At 32.7% G+C, this 20776-nt stretch carries 16 protein-coding genes; 2 read left to right on the top strand and 14 right to left on the bottom strand.

Annotated features, from left to right (window positions below; genetic code table 11):
- Positions 1–82 precede the first annotated feature (82 nt).
- From C8D80_RS09865 to C8D80_RS09840, 6 genes are all read right to left on the bottom strand, one after another.
- Positions 83–2872, bottom strand: a complete 2790-nt coding sequence (locus tag C8D80_RS09865; protein WP_133609879.1) for a bifunctional aconitate hydratase 2/2-methylisocitrate dehydratase — start codon at positions 2870–2872, stop codon at positions 83–85.
- A gap of 262 nt (positions 2873–3134) precedes the next feature.
- Positions 3135–4244 (bottom strand): acyltransferase family protein, encoded by a 1110-nt coding sequence (locus C8D80_RS09860; protein WP_133609876.1) that lies wholly within the window; start codon positions 4242–4244, stop codon positions 3135–3137.
- 39 nt (positions 4245–4283) lie between these two features.
- Positions 4284–5237 (bottom strand): AAA family ATPase, encoded by a 954-nt coding sequence (locus tag C8D80_RS09855; protein WP_133609873.1) that lies wholly within the window; start codon positions 5235–5237, stop codon positions 4284–4286.
- Between the two features lie 95 nt (positions 5238–5332).
- On the bottom strand, positions 5333–6688 hold the full coding sequence (locus tag C8D80_RS09850; protein ID WP_133609870.1) for a peptidylprolyl isomerase: 1356 nt from the start codon (positions 6686–6688) through the stop codon (positions 5333–5335).
- The gene (locus tag C8D80_RS09845; protein ID WP_133609868.1) at positions 6672–7523 is read right to left on the bottom strand and encodes a hypothetical protein; all 852 of its coding nucleotides are present in this window, start codon (positions 7521–7523) and stop codon (positions 6672–6674) included. The genes C8D80_RS09850 and C8D80_RS09845 overlap by 17 nt, the downstream gene beginning before the upstream one ends.
- Entirely contained in the window at positions 7524–9485 is a 1962-nt protein-coding gene (locus tag C8D80_RS09840) for a peptidylprolyl isomerase (protein WP_133609866.1), read from the bottom strand.
- 126 nt (positions 9486–9611) lie between these two features.
- Here C8D80_RS09840 and C8D80_RS09835 point away from each other — a divergent pair, with 126 nt between their 5' ends.
- Entirely contained in the window at positions 9612–11207 is a 1596-nt protein-coding gene (locus C8D80_RS09835) for a peptide chain release factor 3 (RefSeq protein ID WP_133609864.1), read from the top strand.
- 51 nt (positions 11208–11258) lie between these two features.
- Positions 11259–11465, top strand: coding sequence for a hypothetical protein (locus C8D80_RS09830; RefSeq protein ID WP_133609862.1), 207 nt, complete (start codon positions 11259–11261; stop codon positions 11463–11465).
- A gap of 47 nt (positions 11466–11512) precedes the next feature.
- On the opposite strand, the gene C8D80_RS09825 is transcribed toward C8D80_RS09830, so the two are convergent.
- The 8 genes from C8D80_RS09825 to C8D80_RS09790 form a co-directional block, all read right to left on the bottom strand.
- Positions 11513–12394, bottom strand: a complete 882-nt coding sequence (locus C8D80_RS09825; RefSeq protein WP_133609860.1) for a bifunctional 5,10-methylenetetrahydrofolate dehydrogenase/5,10-methenyltetrahydrofolate cyclohydrolase — start codon at positions 12392–12394, stop codon at positions 11513–11515.
- A gap of 116 nt (positions 12395–12510) precedes the next feature.
- Positions 12511–13857: a signal recognition particle protein gene (gene ffh / locus C8D80_RS09820; RefSeq protein ID WP_133609858.1), complete on the bottom strand. Its 1347-nt coding sequence runs from the start codon at positions 13855–13857 to the stop codon at positions 12511–12513.
- 127 nt (positions 13858–13984) lie between these two features.
- The gene (locus C8D80_RS09815; RefSeq protein WP_133609856.1) at positions 13985–14425 is read right to left on the bottom strand and encodes a hypothetical protein; all 441 of its coding nucleotides are present in this window, start codon (positions 14423–14425) and stop codon (positions 13985–13987) included.
- A 48-nt stretch (positions 14426–14473) separates the two neighbouring features.
- Entirely contained in the window at positions 14474–14662 is a 189-nt protein-coding gene (locus tag C8D80_RS09810) for a YgaP family membrane protein (RefSeq protein WP_133609854.1), read from the bottom strand.
- A 12-nt stretch (positions 14663–14674) separates the two neighbouring features.
- Complete coding sequence (locus C8D80_RS09805) at positions 14675–14980, bottom strand: hypothetical protein (protein ID WP_133609852.1); 306 nt, start codon at positions 14978–14980, stop codon at positions 14675–14677.
- Positions 14981–15025: 45 nt separating this feature from the next.
- Complete coding sequence (locus C8D80_RS09800) at positions 15026–18223, bottom strand: efflux RND transporter permease subunit (RefSeq protein ID WP_133609850.1); 3198 nt, start codon at positions 18221–18223, stop codon at positions 15026–15028.
- A 32-nt stretch (positions 18224–18255) separates the two neighbouring features.
- Positions 18256–19338, bottom strand: a complete 1083-nt coding sequence (locus C8D80_RS09795) for an efflux RND transporter periplasmic adaptor subunit (protein ID WP_133609848.1) — start codon at positions 19336–19338, stop codon at positions 18256–18258.
- Positions 19339–19342: 4 nt separating this feature from the next.
- Positions 19343–20650, bottom strand: a complete 1308-nt coding sequence (locus tag C8D80_RS09790) for a TolC family protein (protein ID WP_133609846.1) — start codon at positions 20648–20650, stop codon at positions 19343–19345.
- Positions 20651–20776 lie beyond the last annotated feature (126 nt).

The following is a 20776-nucleotide window of genomic DNA, read 5'->3' as shown; positions in this document are numbered from 1 at the left end:
TTACGAAAAAATGGACAGATAAAAAACAAAAAAAAGCCTAAGCAGAACTTAGACTTTTAATTGATTATTATAATTGATTATATTATCCTACCAACAATTTGTGAGATGGAGCAAACTTAGTTAAGTTAATTCCTTCTACCGCTAGTTTGTATTCTTCAATTGAAGGTGTTCTACCTAAAATTGTAGATAAAACTACAACTGGAGTTGATGATAATAAAGATTCTCCTTTTTTAGTTTCTGTATCTTCAACAACACGTCCTTGGAACAAACGAGTTGATGTTGCCATAACTGTATCTCCTTTAGAAGCTTTCTCTTGATTCCCCATACAAAGGTTACAACCTGGGCGCTCTAAATACAACATGTTTTCATATTCTGTACGAGCAGCGGCTTTTGGCGCATTATCATCAAATTCGAATCCTGAATATTTTTGTAATACTTCCCAATCACCTTCTGCTTTTAATTCGTCAACAATGTTGTACGTTGGAGGAGCAACTACTAAAGGCGCTTTGAATTCCACTTTACCTTGTTGTCTCTCGATATTTTTAAGCATTTGCGCTAAGATTTTCATATCGCCTTTGTGCACCATACAAGAACCGATGAATCCTAAATCTACTTTTTTGTCACCTCCGTAGAAAGAAAGTGGACGAATTGTATCGTGAGTATAACGTTTAGAAACGTCTTTATTATTTACATCTGGGTCAGCAATCATTGGTTCGTTAATCACATCCAAATCTACTTCAACTTCAGCATAATATTTTGCATTAGCATCAGGACGTAAAGCTGGTTTTTCACCCGATTTGATTTCAGCAATACGTTTGTTTGCTTTGTCAATTAACCCTTGAAGTACACGGTTTTTATTATCCATGCCTTTATCAATCATGATTTGGATTCTTCCTTTTGCAATTTCTAATGATTCGATTAACGTTTCATCTTCTGAAATACAAATAGAAGCTTTAGCTTTCATTTCGGCAGTCCAATCTGTAAATGTGAATGCTTGGTCAGCTGTTAATGTTCCTAAATGTACTTCGATGATTCTTCCTTGGAAAACGTTTTCACCACCAAATTTATGTAGCATTTGCGCTTGCGTAGCATGAACCACGTCACGGAAATCCATATAACTTGCCATATTTCCTTTGAAAGTCACTTTTACTGATTCTGGAATTGGCATTGAAGCTTCACCCGTAGCTAAAGCAAGAGCTACCGTTCCTGAATCTGCACCGAAAGCAACTCCTTTTGACATTCTTGTATGAGAATCTCCACCAATAATGATAGCCCATTCATCAACCGTAATATCATTTAATACTTTGTGAATTACGTCTGTCATAGCATGATAAACGCCTTTTGGATCACGAGCTGTGATTAAACCGAAGTCGTTCATAAATTGCATTAATTTAGGAATATTAGCTTGCGCTTTTTTATCCCAAACAGAAGCTGTATGACAACCTGATTGATAAGCTCCGTCAACAATTGGAGAAATCACAGTAGCTGCCATAGACTCTAATTCTTGAGCTGTCATTAAACCAGTAGTATCTTGAGAACCTACAATGTTTACTGTTACACGAACATCAGAACCAGCGTGTAATGCTTTTTTAGAAATAGTTCCTACCGCATTTCTATTGAAGATTTTCTCAACAGCTGTTAAACCTTGTCCTTCAACTGAAACTTCTTTTGAAGGTGCGTAAACTAGTGGCGCTTCAATTCCAAGAGTTTTAGCTGCGAAAGTTTGGATTTTTTTACCGAAAACAATCGCATAAGATCCACCTGCTTTGATGAATTCCATTTTCTGAGGCGTGAATGCTTTAGAAATGTCGATTAATTCTTTGTCTCCGTTGTATAATTTTTTTGTTTTTGTATTGATGGTAAGAACAGTACCCGTTGCTACAGAATATACTTCTTCTAAAACTGGATCACCACTTTCATTACGAACTACTTCTCCATTAGCATCTGTCTTTTTTACCCAGTTTTTCAAATCTAAACCGATTCCACCTGTAACATCAACTGTAGTTAGGAAAATTGGAGAAATTCCGTTAGTTCCACCTACGATTGGAGCAAAATTTACAAATGGTACATAAGGACTTGCTTGTTTACCTGTCCAAAGTGCAACGTTATTTACACCCGACATACGAGAAGAACCTACACCCATTGTTCCTTTTTCAGCAATTAACATTACCGATTTATCTGGATGTTGCGCTTGCAACGCTTTAATTTCTTCTTGAGCTTGAGGCGTAATCATACATTTACCATGCAATTCACGGTCAGAACGCGAGTGCGCTTGATTACCTGGAGATAATAAATCGGTTGAAATATCACCTTCACCAGCAATAAATGTTACTACTTTAATTTCTTCTGCAATTTCAGGAAGTTTTGTAAAGAATTCTGCTTTAGCATAACTTTCTAAAATTTCTTTAGCAACGACATTTCCTTTTTCAAAAGCATCTTTAATACGAGCCATATCAGCATCGTAAAGATAAACTTGAGTTTTTAAAACATCCGCTGCTTGCTTTGCAATATTTGAATCATTTCCTAAAGCTAAATCTAATAGCACCTCAATTGAAGGTCCACCTTTCATGTGCGATAATAATTCGAAAGCAAAAGCAGGAGTAATTTCAGCAACAGTCTCTTGACCAAGAATAATTTCTTTTAAGAATTTTGCTTTCGCTCCAGCTGCAGGAGTTGTTCCTGGTAATGTGTTATAGATAAAAAACTTTAAACAATCTTCTCTGTTTGCATTGTTTGTATCTTTAATTTGAGCGATGATTTCGTTTAACAAATCAGCTCTATCAATTGGTTTTGGGTGTAATCCTTGACCTTTTCTTTCTTCGATTTCTTTAATGTATTCGTTATAAAGATTCGTCTCAGTAGCTAATGCCATATTGTAAATAGGTTAATTATTGGTTGTTGTATTTATTTTGTGGCACAAATTTAATAAATCTTAATCAGATTTAAAAATTTTTAATAAAAAGCCTAAATAGAAGAATTATTATTTATAAAGATTCTATTTTGATAATTATTTTTCAATAAAAATGATTAAAATCAAAATATATTGAATAATTCGTAATTTAAAATCAAAGTTTTATTAAATTATCAAAAAACAATATTCAATTTTATGAGAGTCTCAAAATAGGTGAGCTAAATTATTGCTTATCTCTCCAATTCATAATTGGTTTTTCGTAAAATCTGTACAAAATGTAGGACAATAAAAAAGTTATGGATAGATAAATAAAAGTAAAAAAGTGACGTTCCGTTGTAGACATCTGAGAAGTATCCATAAAAACCCTCAATAATTGTAGTATAATACTGTAATGAAGTAAATAAATAGAATATGAAATTTTACTTATCAATTCAACAGGATACAAAACTGGATTGGCGTACGTTTTCCATTCGGAGAAGAAAGGCAACAAAAATGCAAAAGCGACTGAAGTAATTGGCAAATACAAAACATTCCAAAAAAACGGATTTTGTTCGATTGTCAGATTCATTGGAATAAGTCCAAACATTAAAAAGAATAAAATTGCAAAGCCTATCAAAGCAAACACACCTTTAAATTGTTTCCAAATACTACTATAATTAAAAGAAAACCACGCGACTAAAACTCCAATTAAAATAGCATCTATTCGATAAAGCAAAACCGATTTTAAATTTAAATTCCATTCTGATAAATTCGAAATTTTATGTTGGGAATGATAATAAAATTTATTCATCCAGAAAACTAGAATCAAAGCTACAATTACCAACAAAAATAATTTTGCCTTGTTTTTTACCTTACTTAATCCCACAAAAAATAATGAAAATGGCAAAAGTAAATATGTATATTCTTCTATTGATAAACTCCAAGATTCCGGAAAAAAAGCAGGTGATTTTGATGCGAAATTTTGCAAAAAGAGAAAATAACTTCCTGTATTTTCAATCGAGAATCCAAGAAAAAAAGCAATCAAAATGTTTAAAATCAATACCAAATAATAGTTAGGTAATGTTCGAAACCAGCGTCTTTTTAAGAAATGAAAAACTGATTTTAAAGTAAAATTTTCATTGACAAATGTTTTATACAGAATTGAGCCAATCAAAAAACCACTTAAAACAAAGAAAAGTTCCACACCCCAAAAACCAAAAAGTTCAAATAATGTTGGAATAAACGCATTACTTTTTGGGTAAATCCATAACACATGTGAACTCACTACCATTAAAATAGCAGTAGCTCTTAGTGCGTCTAAACCGAAGATTCTTTGTTTAAAATTGAGTTCCAAATTCCTTTATTGATTTATAAAAGTAATAAAAAAAGCTGTTTAAAACAGCTTTTTAATAATATCATCTTCCGAAATTCCTTCGGCATCGGCTTTGTAATTTTTTACGATTCTGTGACGAAGAATTCCAACGGCTACTGCTTTTACATCTTCGATATCTGGTGAGAATTTTCCATTGAAAGCGGCATTAGTTTTTGCTGCTAAAATTAAGTTTTGTGAAGCTCTTGGTCCTGCGCCCCAATCGATATACGTTTTTACAAATTCGTTTGATAATGGATTATCCGGACGTGTTTTGCTTACTAACGAAACTGCATATTCAATTACATTATCGGCCACAGGAATTTTACGAATTACATTTTGAAAATCGATAATTTCCTGAGCCGTAAATAAAGGATTTACGACAGGTTTAAAATCGGATGTTGTTGCTTTCACCACATCAACTTCTTCTTGAAAACTTGGATAATCTAATTTTACGGCAAACATAAAACGGTCTAATTGCGCTTCTGGTAACGGATATGTTCCTTCTTGCTCAATTGGATTTTGGGTTGCCAATACAAAATATGGCAAATCTAATTTATAATGATGTCCCGCAACAGTAACAGCACGCTCTTGCATAGCTTCTAACAATGCTGCTTGCGTTTTAGGAGGTGTTCTGTTGATTTCGTCAGCCAAGATAATATTAGAGAAAATCGGTCCTTTAATAAACTTAAAATGACGATTTTCATCCAAAATTTCACTTCCTAAAATATCGGAAGGCATTAAATCGGGTGTGAACTGAATTCTTTTGAAATTCAATCCTAAAGCTTGCGAAATAGTATTCACCATTAAAGTCTTTGCTAATCCAGGAACACCAATAAGTAAAGCGTGACCTCCAGAAAAAATACTCATCACAATTTGATGTACTACTTCATCCTGACCCACAATTACTTTAGCAATTTCTTGTTTTAATGCTTTTTGTCTTTGAACTAATTCCTGAATGGCTGCTACGTCTGACATATTGAATTTAGAATTTAGAATTCGGAAAATTGAACTTAATTATTAAACCTCTAAAATAATAAAAAACCCTCTGAAAATTCAAAGGGTTAGTTAATTTATTTTTTTAACCAATTGTTGGTAAATTCACAATCTTTATATTCATCACTTATTTTAATATAAGTTTCTTTTATTTTTTCTTCAGACCACTTAGCAATTTCTTTAATTTGCTTATCTCTTAAAGCTAATTCTTTAATTTTAAGATAATCTCTAGAAAAATCCGCTTGATGTTCTTCAATTCTATTATTAACAGTAATTATTTTATAAAACTTACCTGTACCTCTTTCTTCGTCTAAAATTGGAAACGAAACCTCACCATCTTTTAAAGAAGAAACTTGAGCATATAAAGATGGATCCATTTTGGTTAATTCAAATCTTGGCTCCATTGTTCTTGGATTTAACAAAACCCCACCGTTGTTTCGCGTTTCTTTTTCGTCTGATGATGATTTAGCTGCATCAGCAAATGTAATTTCCTTATTTATGATTTTAGTTCTTATTTGATCAATTTTAGCTTTTGCATCTTTCATTGCTTGAGTTGAAACTTTTGGAGCAATTAAAATATGACGCAATTCTACTTCTTGACCTTTAATTTTTTCTACCATAATAATGTGATAACCAAATACAGTTTCAAAAGGCTCTGAAATTTCACCTTCAGCCAAACTAAATGCTACATCTTTAAATTCTTTAACAAAAGCAGTTTTACGATTCATTTTATAAAAACCTCCTGAACCAACTGATGCTTCATCTTCTGTAAACAAAACGGCTTTACTAAAGAAACTAGAACCGTTTAATACATCTTGTTTAATTTCTTTTAATTTATCAATTACTCGCTTCTTTTCGTCTTCAGAAACAACTGGTTTTACTACAATTTGAGCTACTTCCATTTCGGCACCAAATGTTGGAATTTCATCAGCTGGAATTCCTTTGAAAAAATTTCTAACTTCCTCTGGAGTAATCTCTACTCCATCAACAATTTTTTTCTGCATTTGCGTGGTAAGCTTGTTCATTTTTACAGCATCAAAAAAATGATTTCTTAACTCTTCCTCATTTTTTTTGTTGTAATATTTAACTACTTTTTCCATTGAACCAATTTGCTCCACTGCTGCATCTAATTGCTCACTTAAATAGGCATTTACCTCAGCATCTGTAACCACAATACTATCTTGAATAGCTTGGTGAGCATATAATTTATCTTCTAATTGTTTACCAAAAAGTTCACAACGTGTAATGTTTTTAACATCAACATTTTGTGCTTTTAATGTAATGTAATCCAAATCGATATCGGAATCCAATACAACATAATCACCAACCACTGCTACAACTCCATCTACTTTTTGTTTCTTAGGCTGTGCAAATACTGTTGTTGATGTAATAAAAAGTAATGCAAAAAGTAATCTCTTATTTATAAATTTCATATTTATTGTCTTTGATTGCGTCATTCGTAATCTCTTTTTCTAAAGTGTTAATTAATTCTAATTTTCTATTGTTGATAATAATTTGCTTAATTGTAGGTTTTAAAAACTCTAAAGGTGTTGCGCTATCTTTTGGTAAAACATTATTAATTTTTACTAACCATATAGTTGTTGAATCGGGATACTGAAAATTCATTCCACTTGAAACATATTTCTGCTTATTTTCTAAATTAATAAACGGAATTTTTTCATAAACCTGATTAATATCTACCCAGATAGAATCGTTAAAAGCATAGCTTTTAAACTGAACCGCCATTTGTTCTAACTCCTTTTTATCTTTTTTGGTAAAGGAACTAAACTTTGATTTAATTTTCGCAAATTTTGGATTTTCTTTAACTAAATTGATATATCGCAACTTTACTAACTCTGATGAATTCTTAAAATATTGCTTATTTTTATTGTAATAATCTACTATCTGATCGTCTGTAACCAAAGTATCTACTTGTCTAATTACTAAATTTTCTAAGTAAGCTTTGGTGTATAAATCAACTTTGTATTGTTCAATTAAAACATTAAATTCATCTAATTGATCTTTCCCTATATTTTTTTCTGCCGCTTCAAAAAGTAATTTTTGAGTTGCCCATCGACCAATAAAAGATTTTACAATTGCAATACTATCTTGTTCTGATGTTCCTTTTGGTACTAAATTTAAGATATCGGATTCGTATAAATAACTTTTACCAACACGCGCTATGGCTTTTGGTTCTCTAGGCGCTTTGAAATAATCGCACGAAGAAACCAATAGTAAAAGTAAAATTATTTGTATCCAGTATTTCATTTATTTATGCAACTGATTTTTTACTTTTGCAAATACATCTTGATTTACCTTAATAGTAAATTCTTTTTTTAATTCATCTACCCAATTATTCTCTAGATATTGCTGATAATCGCTAATTACTTTTCCTTTACATTCAGACAGTTCTTTTGAACCAGCAGGCTTTACATCCGAAATATTTACAACAAAAAAGTATTGGTCTTTTGAAACAATAGCGGTTACACCTTTTGGCAAGTCTTTAAATTGAGATAAAACATCATAATCTTCTTCATACATACCTGATTTTGACATGATATTTACTTTACCATCATTATTTAATTGTTCTTTGATATATTCTAATGATTTTCCTTTTTTCAAAAACTTTTGCGCTTTCTCAACAACTTTACTATCCGTTGATGATAAAATATCAGCACTATATTTTTTTTTCCATTGATAGTTTTTGATGTTGTTTTTAAAATAATCGTTTAATCCTATAGTATCATTTTTAGCTCTATTCCAAATCTCTTTTTCCATCAAATCAAAAAGCAATAAACCATCTCTGTATTCATCCATTACATTTTTGAATTCCGAAAATTCATTTTCTAAATTATCATTATAGTAGGTTATTAATTGCTCGTCAACAAATTTTTCAAACAATTCGTCTACTAATCTAGCAACAGGTTTTGTTTTAATATTTGACTTTTGTTTTGAAGCAATAAAATCTAAAAACACTTTAGAATTGATTTTTCTATCTTTATTGATGGTTAAAACAACTCCATTTAAATCTTTTGATTTTTCAGGAACAACCCAAGTTTGAGTGTAAAACTCATCATTAACTAATCCCTTTATTGTTGCAATTAATTTTGAGTCTTTAGTAAATGTATATTTTGCTCTTAATTTTTTAGCCAAAGAATTAGTAATTAACAAAGAACGTTCGTCTTTTCTAATTTTTTCCTCTAATTCAAATTTCATATCGTCAAACGTACGAACGGGATGCTTTTCGATTAATTTAACAATATGCCATCCAAATTGTGATTGAAAAGGAACTGAAATTTGATTTTTATCTTTTAATTCAAAAGCTACGTTTTCAAATTCTTCTGAACTCAACTGCCCAGAACCAAAACGTTGCAAAACACCACCTTTAGCAGATGATGATTTGTCTTCAGAAAATTGTTGTGCTAAACTTTCGAAATTTTCTCCTTGTTGAATTTTTTTATAAATATCATCAATAGTAGTTTTAGCTTTTTCATTTTGAGCAGCATCATTTTGCTTTAAAATCATAATGTGTGCCACTGTAACTTCTCCTCTATTCACTCTCTTATCAACAACTTTTATGATGTGGTATCCAAAACGAGTACGAAATGGTTTTGAAATCTGACCTAACTTAGTTTTGTAAGCTGCATTTTCAAAAGGATATACCATTCTGAAAGCTGAAAAATAACCTAAATCACCATTATTTTCTTTTACTGAAGGATCTTCAGAAAATTGTTGTGCTACTTTAATAAAATCTTCACCTGCATCTAATCTTCTTTTTATATCGATTACTTTATTATATGCTTTTAAAGTATCTTGTGGTGAAGCACCTTCGTCAACTAAAACCAAAATATGTGAAGCTCTAACTTCTTGTTGCATTCTTTCATAAGCTTCATGCACCAATTCATTAGTAACTTTAGAATCGTTTACATAATTCTTTGACAATTGATTTCTATACGATTTTAATTCGTTCTGATAATTCGTACCGTTTTGCAAACCAATTTTATTTGCCTTTTCAACTTTTAATTTATATCCCAAAAATAAATCCAAATACTTGTCTAAATCTTTCTGAGAATCATCTTTTACTAAATCTAAATTTTTATTGTATACTCTCATGAATTCATCTGTATAATAAGGATGATTATCAATAGTAAACAAAACTTCCTTAGTTTGAGCCAATAAAAAACTTGGAGCTATTAAAAAAACAAAAATAAGTAGGCGACTAATTTTCATATAAATCATACATTTTAAGTTGTAATCGACAAAAATAACAATTCGAGACTATTTCACAACATTTATAAGCGACTATTAACAGAAAATTCTGCAAAAAAAAGTTACTTTTGCACAAAATTTTGAATAATGAGTTTTATAGAAGAAATAGCAAGAAGACGAACTTTTGGAATTATCTCCCATCCCGATGCCGGTAAAACGACTTTAACTGAAAAATTATTGTTGTTTGGAGGCGCAATTCAGGAAGCTGGAGCTGTAAAAAGTAATAAAATTAAAAAAGGAGCTACTTCCGATTTCATGGAAATTGAAAGACAAAGAGGAATTTCGGTAGCGACTTCTGTTTTGGCTTTTAACTATCAAAATAAAAAAATCAACATCTTAGATACACCGGGTCACAAAGACTTTGCTGAAGATACTTTTAGAACTTTAACTGCAGTTGATAGTGTTATCGTAGTAATCGACGTTGCAAAAGGGGTTGAGGAACAAACTGAAAAACTAGTGGAAGTTTGTAGAATGCGAAACATTCCGATGATTGTTTTCATTAACAAATTAGACCGTGAGGGTAAAGATGCCTTTGATTTAATGGACGAAGTGGAGCAAAAATTAAAACTTCGCGTTACGCCATTGAGTTTTCCAATTGGAATGGGATACGATTTCCAAGGAATTTACAATATTTGGGAAAAGAACATCAACCTTTTCGAAGGTGATAGTCGAAAAAACATTGAAGAAACGATAGCTTTTGACGACATCAATAATCCGGAATTAGAGAAGATAATTGGTGAAAAACCAGCAAATCGCTTACGTGAAGAATTAGAATTAATTGAAGAAGTATATCCAGCATTTAGTCGTGAAGAATATTTGGCAGGCGATTTACAACCGGTTTTCTTTGGTTCGGCTTTGAATAATTTTGGAGTTCGTGAATTATTAGACTGTTTCGTTGAAATTGCACCAACACCAAGAGCAAAAGAATCAGATACTAGGTTAGTTCACCCTGAAGAAGAAAAATTAAGCGGATTTGTATTTAAAATTCATGCCAACATGGATCCAAAACACAGAGACCGTTTGGCGTTCATCAAAATTGTATCGGGAACGTTTGAAAAGAACAAACCGTATTTACACGTTCGTTTAGGAAAGAATTTAAAATTCTCTAGTCCGAATGCATTTTTTGCTGAGAAAAAAGAGATTGTAGATATTTCGTATCCTGGTGATATCGTAGGTTTACATGATACTGGAAACTTTAAAATTGGAGACACATTAACTGAAGGCGAAATCATGAATTTCAAAGGAATTCCAAGTTTCTCACCAGAGCATTTTAGATACATCAATAATGCTGATCCATTAAAATCGAAACAATTAGAAAAAGGAGTTGACCAGTTAATGGACGAAGGTGTGGCTCAGTTGTTTACTTTAGAAATGAACGGCAGAAAAGTAATTGGAACCGTAGGAGCACTTCAATACGAAGTAATTCAATACCGTTTAGAGCATGAATATGGAGCAAAATGTACGTATGAAAACTTCCCTGCATTTAAAGCATGTTGGGTAAAACCACAAGATCCTAAAAATGTAGAATTTGCCGAATTTAAACGTGTGAAACAAAAATTCTTAGGTCATGATAAATACGGACAATTGGTTTTCTTAGCTGATAGTGACTTCTCTATCCAAATGACCCAACAAAAATACCCAACGGTTGAATTATTTTTCACATCTGATTTTCAAAAAAGATAATTTATTAGTATTATTGCACTATAATTAGATAAAGCCCCCAAATTTAAAAATATGAAATCAAACCTATTTAAACTTTATGCAACACTTATGATGGCTTTTGTAAGCTTCTTAAGTTTTGCTAATCCAATTGATCCACCTGCCGATGATGATCCACCACCAGCACCAATTAACACAAAATTAATTTGGTTAGCAGTTGCAGGAATTATCTTTGTTTACTTTTATTTTAGAAAACAAGCGAAGACTACAAGTCAAAACTAAAAATAAAAAAAGACCTGAAAAATTTCAGGTCTTTTTTTATTTAACTACTATTTATTTCTCTTCTGTTCTCTTGCTAACAAAGTATTTTTCAACAACATTGCAATTGTCATGGGTCCTACTCCACCAGGAACTGGCGTAATGTATGAGGCTTTTTTAGATACGTTTTCAAAATCTACATCACCTACAATTCTATAGCCTTTTTCTGTGGTTTCGTCTTCTACTCTTGTAATACCTACGTCAATAATAACTACATCGTCTTTTACCATTTCTGCTTTTAAGAAATTTGGAACTCCTAATGCAGAGATAATAATATCGGCTTGTGAAGTAATTTGGTTGATGTTTTTAGAATGACTGTGTGTTACTGTTACTGTTGAATTTCCAGGAAATCCTTTTCTTCCCATTAAAATTCCCATTGGTCTACCTACGATGTGACTTCTTCCAATAACTACGGTATGTTTACCATCTGTAGGAACATTATATCTTTCTAATAATTCTAAAATTCCGAAAGGTGTTGCTGGAATAAAAGTGGACATATCTAACGCCATTTTTCCAAAATTTTCTGGATGGAAACCATCTACATCTTTACTTGGATCGATAGCCTCAATGATTTTTTGTGTATCAATTTGTTTTGGTAAAGGTAACTGAACAATGAATCCGTCAATATCATCATTTTCGTTCAATTCTTTGATTTTTTTCAAAAGTTCCGTTTCAGAAGTTGTGCTTGGCAATTTAATCAAAGTAGATTCAAAACCTACGCGCTCGCACGATTTCACTTTACTTCCTACATACGTTAAACTCGCTCCATCGTTACCAACAATAATAGCTGCTAAATGAGGTACTTTTTCTCCATTAGCTTTCATTTGAGCTACCTCAGCAGCAATCTCATTTTTAATATCTTCCGATACTTTTTTTCCGTCTAATAATTGCATTTTTTATTTCAGGTTTAGTGTTTTGGATTTAAAAGTTGTGTGTTTCCCAAAACAAATAGTTAGTATATTTAAAAAAATAAGGCTTAAACTCGAAAATTTAAACCTTAAACTATAATTTACATTTTTGGCATTCCGCCTTTCATTCCAGCCATAGCCTTCATCATGTTTTTTCCGCCACCGCCTTGCATCATTTTCATCATTTTGCTCATTTGGTCGAATTGTTTCATCAATTGGTTGACTTGCTCAATTTTTGTTCCCGAACCTTTGGCAATTCTAGTTTTACGTTTTACGTCTATCAAAGATGGTTTGCTTCTTTCAGCTGGTGTCATCGATTGGATGATAGCTTCAATATGTTTGAAAGCATCATCTTCAATTTCAACATCTTTTAACGCTTTTCCAGCTCCAGGAATCATTCCAACAAGGTCTTTCATGTTCCCCATTTTTTTGATTTGTTGGATTTGCGCTAAGAAATCGTCAAAACCAAATTCGTTTTTAGCGATTTTCTTTTGTAATTTTCTTGCTTCTTCTTCGTCGTATTGCTCTTGTGCTCTTTCTACTAAGGAAACAACGTCTCCCATTCCCAAGATTCTATCCGCCATACGATTTGGATAAAACACGTCGATAGCTTCCATTTTTTCACCTGTACCGATGAATTTAATTGGTTTATTTACTACCGATTTAATCGAAATAGCAGCACCACCACGCGTATCTCCATCTAACTTCGTTAAGATAACTCCGTCAAAATTCAATCTATCGTTGAAAGCTTTTGCTGTGTTCACTGCATCTTGACCTGTCATGGCATCCACAACAAATAAAGTTTCATGTGGCTCAATTGCTTTATGAACATTTGCAATTTCGTTCATCATTTCCTCATCAACTGCTAAACGACCAGCCGTATCGACAATTACAACATTGAAACCATTTGCTTTTGCATGTTTGATTGCGTTTTGAGCAATTTCAACAGGATTTTTATTTTCTGGTTCTGAATAAACTTCAACACCAATTTGTCCACCCACTACGTGCAACTGATTAATTGCCGCAGGACGATAGATATCACAAGCTACCAATAAAGGTTTTTTGTTCTTTTTTGTTTTTAGAAAATTAGCTAATTTTCCAGAAAAAGTAGTTTTACCAGAACCTTGTAAACCCGACATTAATATCACTGTTGGATTACCAGAAAGATTAACTCCAGCAGCGTCACCACCCATTAATTCAGTCAACTCGTCTTTAACGATTTTCACCATTAACTGACCAGGTTGTAACGTAGTTAATACGTTTTCACCAATTGCTTTTTCTTTTACTCTTGTGGTAAAATCTTTAGCAATTTTAAAATTTACGTCGGCATCCAATAAAGCTCTACGAACTTCTTTCAGAGTATCAGCAACGTTAACATCGGTAATTTTACCGTGTCCTTTTAATATATGAAACGCTTTATCTAACTTATCACTTAAATTATCAAACATAATTTTGTCTTTGTTTAATGAGGTGCAAAGATAAGATAAAGTTATAAAGATGCAAAGTGAGAAAATGGGTTTGTTTTAAATAAAAAAACCAGCCGTAAAAGCTGGTTTTAATTTTATTTGAATTTTGTTAGTCTTTCTCAAAAGTTAAATAATCAATACTTCCATCGCCACCACTTACGTGTTTTAATTCGATTTTAGTAGTGGTTCTTGAAATAACATTCCAATCTTCACTGATTTCTTCAAATGGTCCGTCAAGTGCAGTAAACATTATATCTAATTTAGTATAACCGCTGTCTGTATATGTACTCCAGTCCCCAGATTGGGTTGTTGAACCATTGGTTGCCGATAAAGAACCGTCAGCTCCAAAGGTAAAACTATAACCTGAATAATTACTAGTTTGTACTACATCATTCTCTTTAAACAAAGTCACAACCCATTGACCATCTGTTACAGTCGAAGTAATTTCCGTTGGATTTGATACCTGTGTAGAAGTATCATCTTCATCCGAACAACCTATGCTAACAAATAATAGCAAAGATAAAATTGAGATTAATTTTAATTTTTTCATGATTTTTGTTTTGTTTAATAACGCTAAATTATAAAAAAAAGTATGGCATTAATCTTGAATCTTAAATACTTTTCTTAAAATATCTTCCATTAAACACCATTTGGTAATGGAGGATTGTAACAAATTGGCTCCAACAAAAATGGTAAACCAATACCAATTTTCATTCACATACATTCCTAACAACACACTTAAAATGATGAAGGTTCCTGCTATTGCTCTTATTAATCTGTTTATCATAATCTTTAATTTTTAATTATACTTTTCTACTGAAAATACTGCTAAATGAACTTTTGATATTGTTTTTTGTTCCTTATTGAATTGATTAACTTCTTGAAACAAAGTATCTAAATTTTGTTGTAAAATGAAAGCGTAAAAAACTATTGAATCCGTTTCATTCATTTCTGAACCAAACCAATTAGATTCTACATTTTCCTCTGAAGCATCTCTAAAACCTTTTACATCTCTGTACGAATACGATTTTACTTTAGCTTCTTTTAGCATCTTTTTGACGTCTTTTTCAAATTCTGCTATGGCGGTAATTAACACTAATTTCATGTTTATATTTTTTAGATTCTGAAACAAGTTCAGAATGACATTAATTTAATTATTCTTCTCCCATTTTTTACGTTCCGTGATATAGTAAATCAATGGAACTACAATCAATGTTAATAATGTTGATACAATTGCACCCGCTACTAACGAAATCGCTAATCCTTGGAAAATTGGATCAAACAAGATGATGGATGCTCCGATTACTACTGCTCCAGTAGTTAACAAGATTGGTGTTGTTCTAACGGCTCCAGCTTCAATGATAGCTTGTTTCATTGGAACTCCGTCGTTCAAACGGATTTCGATAAAGTCAATCAGCAAGACCGAATTCCGAACCATAACTCCAGCTAAAGCAATCATTCCAATGAATGAAGTTGCCGTAAAGAAAGCACCTAAAACCCAGTGACCTAATACAATTCCAACCAATGAAAGTGGAATGGCAACCATCATTACTAAAGGTGTTTTGAAGTTTTGGAACCAACCTACAATCAACATGTAAATCACAATAATTACGACCAAAAAAGCAGCTCCTAAATCACGGAACACTTCTAAGGTTATTTGCCATTCTCCATCCCATTTTACAGTGAAATCACTTTCATCTGATGGAGTATCCATGTACAATTCGTTTACTTTATAGCCTTTTGGCAATTGCATTTTTTCTAACTTCTCATTCATTCCCAAAATCGCATACACCGGACTTTCTAATGCTCCTGCCATATCTGCTAAAACATACACCACGCGTTTTTGATCTTTACGATAAATGGTGTTTTGTAAAGTATCTGTTTTAACTTTTACCAAATCACTCACAGGAACCACATTGCCTCGACTGCCTTTGATTTTCAAGTTTTGAATATCTTGCATCGAAGTTTTGTCTTTGTCTTCTAATGAAAGTGTAATACCAACAGGATTATTCGAACGTTCATCGTATAAATTAGAAACTGGCATTTCTCTTAACAAATAAGTCAAATTCCCCACTATTTGTTGTGGAGCGATTCCGTTTAACATAGCTTTTTCTCTGTCAACTTCTAATTTGTATTCTACTTGAGGTGCTTCTACCATCCAATCAGTATCTACTACATCTGAAGTAGTTTCCAAAATGGTTTTAACTTGATTCGCAACCTTGATTTGATCTTCATAATTTGGTCCGTAAACCTCAGCTACTAAAGTTGATAAAACTGGTGGTCCAGGTGGAACTTCTACAATTTTCACATTCGCACCATATTTTTTTGCAATTTTTTGGACTTGTGGACGTACAACTTTTGCGATATCATGACTTTGTAAATCTCTATCTTCTTTGTGTAGTAAATTCACTTGAATGTCCGCCATATTGCTTCCACCACGCATATCATAATGACGCACCAAACCGTTAAAAGTTATTGGAGCTGAAGCACCAACATAATTCTGATAATCCACTACTTCAGGAACGGTTGAAAGATATTGTGCAATTTCTTTTGTAACCGCTGCAGTTCGTTCTAACGTTGTTCCTTCTGGCATATCGATTACGACTTGAAATTCGTTTTTATTATCAAAAGGTAACATTTTAACTGCAACTGATTTTGTGAAAAACATCAAAACTGAACCGATTAACAAAACACCTGTAACCAAAAACATTAGATTACGTTTTTTAGAATTGTCTAAAAGTGGTTCTTCAATTTTTTTGTAAATTCTATAAATCCATGAGGTTTCTAATCCTTGTTCTTCTTTATGTTCTTGCTCGTCTTTTTCGTGTAATAAATGGTATCCCAAATAAGGTGTTACGGTCAAAGCCACAAACAACGATAATATCATCGCAATCGAAGCACCAATTGGCATCGGACTCATATAAGGCCCCATCATTCCTGATACGAAAGCCATTGGTAAAATAGCTGCAATTACAGTAAAAGTTGCTAAAATGGTTGGATTTCCTACTTCGTTAATGGCATAAATAGCCGCTTGTTTGAACGGTAGTCGTTTCATTTTAAAGTGACGGTGCATGTTTTCGGCAATAATAATACTGTCGTCTACCACAATTCCTACCACAAAAACTAAGGCAAAAAGCGTGATTCGATTTAACGTATACCCCAATAAATAATAACTAAATAAAGTCAAAGCAAAAGTCAATGGAACAGAGAAAAACACTACTAATCCGCCTCTCCAACCCATCGCTAACATTACTAAAACAGTTACTGCAATAATAGCAACACCTAAGTGCAACAACAACTCACCTACTTTGTGCGATGCTGTTTCTCCATAGTTTCTAGAAACTTCAACGTGTACATCAGACGGAATTACATTTTTCTTTAAAGCTTCTACTCGTTCCAGAATTTTCTCTGAAATTTTCATCGCATCCGCACCTTTAACTTTTGCAATCGAAATGGTTACGGCTGGATATTCCGAATTGTGTTTTGAGAATTTTTCATTCGCTTTTCCGTATCCAAAAGAAACATAATTCTTAGGTGTTTGTGGTCCGTCTTGAATGGATGCAACTTGTTTTAGATAAACGGGCATATTGTTATTTACGCCAACCACCAAGTTTTCTACATCTTCCGAAGATGCTAAAAATTTACCTGTAGTAACTAAATATTCAGTGTCATTTTGTACAAAACTTCCTGATTGCGAACTTCCATTATTAGCTTGAATCATTTGCATAATGCTCAATGCATCTACACCATTTTCGCCCATTTTGTCTTTATCCAAAACTACTTTTAGCTCGCGCGTTCTTCCACCAATTTCTTTCGTAATCGCAACGTCTTTTACTTTTTCAACTTCCGAAGTAACTTCTTCTGCTATTTGACGCAATTGAAAATCATCGTATTTTTCGCTCCAAAGTGTTAATCCTAACATCGGAACATCGTCAATAGAACGCGTTTTTACCATTGGTTGATAAACACCTTGTGGAAACATGTTTTGGTGTTTCATCAATTCGTCGTATAATTTCACATACGAATCTTCGCTGTTTTCACCCACATAAAATTGCACAACCATCATTGCCTGACCGTTCATTGCCATACTGTGAATGTGCTCTACTCCTTTGATGTTTGAAATTACTTTTTCAAGCGGTTTAATAACTCTGCTTTCTACTTCGCTTGGACTTGCTCCTGGATAACCCACCATTACGTCGGCCATAGGAACATTAATTTGTGGTTCTTCTTCTCTAGGAATTAAGAATGAACTGTATGTACCAATAATCATCAACGCTACCATCAATAAAATGGTTAGTTTTGAGTTGATGAAAAAATTGGCTATTTTACCTGATATACCTTCTTGCATTTTTTTAAGTTTAAATGTTTATAGCATTCTTTTTACTGAACACTAACCTTTGCTCCATTGAATAATTTTCCTTCAGCTGAAATGATGTATTGTTCGTCTGCTGATAATCCTGATAAAACTTCTACTTGATTCCCGAATGTTTTTCCGATTCGCAACCATCTTAAAATAGCTACATTGCCACTTCCGATAGTGTAAATTCCTGTCAATTGACCTTGTTTTACTAAAGCAGTTTCTGGAACCATTACTATATCAGATTTTGCTATAGTTGTTTCTTTTTTAGCGCTTGGAAATTGAACGTTGACAAACATTCCTGATAAAATCTCTTTATCCATTTTGTCCAAAGTTACTTTCACTAAATATTGTCCACCCGTATTTTTTGCAGATAAACTCACTTCAGAAACTTTTCCAGTAACTTCTTTATTTAATGATTTCACGTTGATTTTAACTGGCATTCCGTTTTTAACATTCGAAATATCACTTTCTGAAACCATTGCCGTTACTTGTAATCTTGAAGCACCTTCTATACTTACTAAAGGCATTCCTGGATTGGCCATATCACCTTCTTTTACGAAAGTATTGGTTACCGTTCCTGAAAATGGAGCTGTAATATTCGAATAAGAAAACTGCGCCATCACTTCATTACGCACTTGTTTGGCTGCTTCTAAACCTGCTTTTGCCATTTCGTAACGTGCTGTCATATCATCCAATTCTTTTTGCGAAGCCGATTGTTGTGCAAACAAATTCACAAAACGATCATAATCTTTTTTTGCATTGTTGTATGCTGCTGTTGCTTGTGTTATTGAAGCGTCAACTTGTGCTTTTTTAGCTTGTAAATCGGTATTATTGATGCTTACTAAGAGTTGTCCAGCAGAAACATTTTGTCCAACTTTCACATTCACTTTGGTTACATAACCCATCATTCTGGTGCTTAAATTCGCGCTGTTTTCCGATTCGATTTTTCCACTTGCTGTTATGTATGGACTATTAGAATTTCCTGAATTTCCAGCCACTTTTACTGGAACTGCAGGTAAATCAGCTACATTTTCTTTTTTATCACTTCCACAAGATGTTAAGATTAGTGAAGACAAAGTGATTATAGTTATTATCTTTTTCATAGTATTATTTCGTTAAAAATTGTAAGTATTGTTTGGTAAAGTTATATTCGAAAACGGCTTGTAAATGCTCTAATTCTTTTTGTGCCATTTGCGTTTCAGCCATTAATAAATCGGTTGTTTTTTCTAATCCTTGTGTGAATCTATTTTGACGAATTCTAAAAGCTTCTTGCGATTGTTCAAAAGCTAATTTGGATAAATTCACTTTGTTTTCGGCATCTACCAATTGACGATTGGTTTTACTCAATTCTAACTGGCTTTGCTTTTTGTATTGTTCGGTTTCAATTTCGGCTTTTTCAAAATCAGCTTTCGCTTTTTGCGTTTTTCCAATGGTTTTAAATCCATCAAAAATATTCCATGATAATTGCGCACCCACTAAATAGCCTTTAGCTGAAGTCCCGAAAATATTTTGATCATATAATTCATAACTTCCAAAAGCGTTTAATCTTGGTAAGAATCCAAATTTGGATGATTGAAACATTTTTTTGTACGCTTCAGACGATTTTTGCATCGCTTGAATATCTTTTCTGGAATCAGAAATTGTGGTATTCATACTTTCGATTGCAATTGAATTGTCTAAAGCTTCTGCTGGCTTGTAGGTTTTTCCAGCCATATCTTCGTTCAATAAAAATGCTAAATAATCGGATGCATTTTGCACATTTGATTTGGCATACTGTAATTGATTTGTAATTTCATTCACACGAACTTGCACGTTTAACAAATCCGTTTTTTGCAACATTCCGTTTTTGAAATAGTTTTCAACCATTTTTAAATTGCCTTGTGCGGTTGCATTCGCTTTTTCTAAAACTTTCACTGCTTTATAAGCCAATTGCAATTGCATGTATGCTTTTGAAACTTCCAATTCTAAATATTCCTTAGTTCGTTCCGTTTGCAATTGAAAAGCATCCATTTTTGCTTTAGCCGCTTGTCTTCCATATAAACCATCTAAATTAAAAAGAGGTTGTTGCACTTCAATTTTAGTGGCGAAGTTTTGAGTTACATCTGGGTCATTCAACAACGCTGGATTAAAATCGGAAGCTGTTAAAATTTCCTGATTTAATTTCGAACCAAAAGCCATTAAAGGATTAGTTGTAGAAATTCCTGTGTGCGACACATTAATGTTGGGCAAAAAGAGTGCATTCGATTGACGATAATCCGCTTTAGCCGATTGAAATGATTTTTCTGCCACTTTGATTTGTAGGTTATTTTCAGTGACTTTTTGTAACAAATCATTTTTTGAAATCGTCAGAGTATCTTGTGCAAAAGCAGCACCAGTTACCATTCCTAATACGATTAATAAATTGACTTTTTTCATATTATAGTTTATTCTTATTTTATGTTACAAATGTACATTCGTAAAAAAAGGTAGTCGGTAACAAGAGTTACATAACGAAGTGACAATTGTTACAAATGAAAAGAGCACCTCTACAGATGCTCTTTT

Source organism: Flavobacterium cheniae (assembly GCF_004363695.1).
Classification (GTDB): domain Bacteria; phylum Bacteroidota; class Bacteroidia; order Flavobacteriales; family Flavobacteriaceae; genus Flavobacterium; species Flavobacterium cheniae.
The sequence above is the reverse complement of the archived record's forward strand: the minus strand, read 5'-3'. Positions and strand labels throughout refer to the sequence as shown.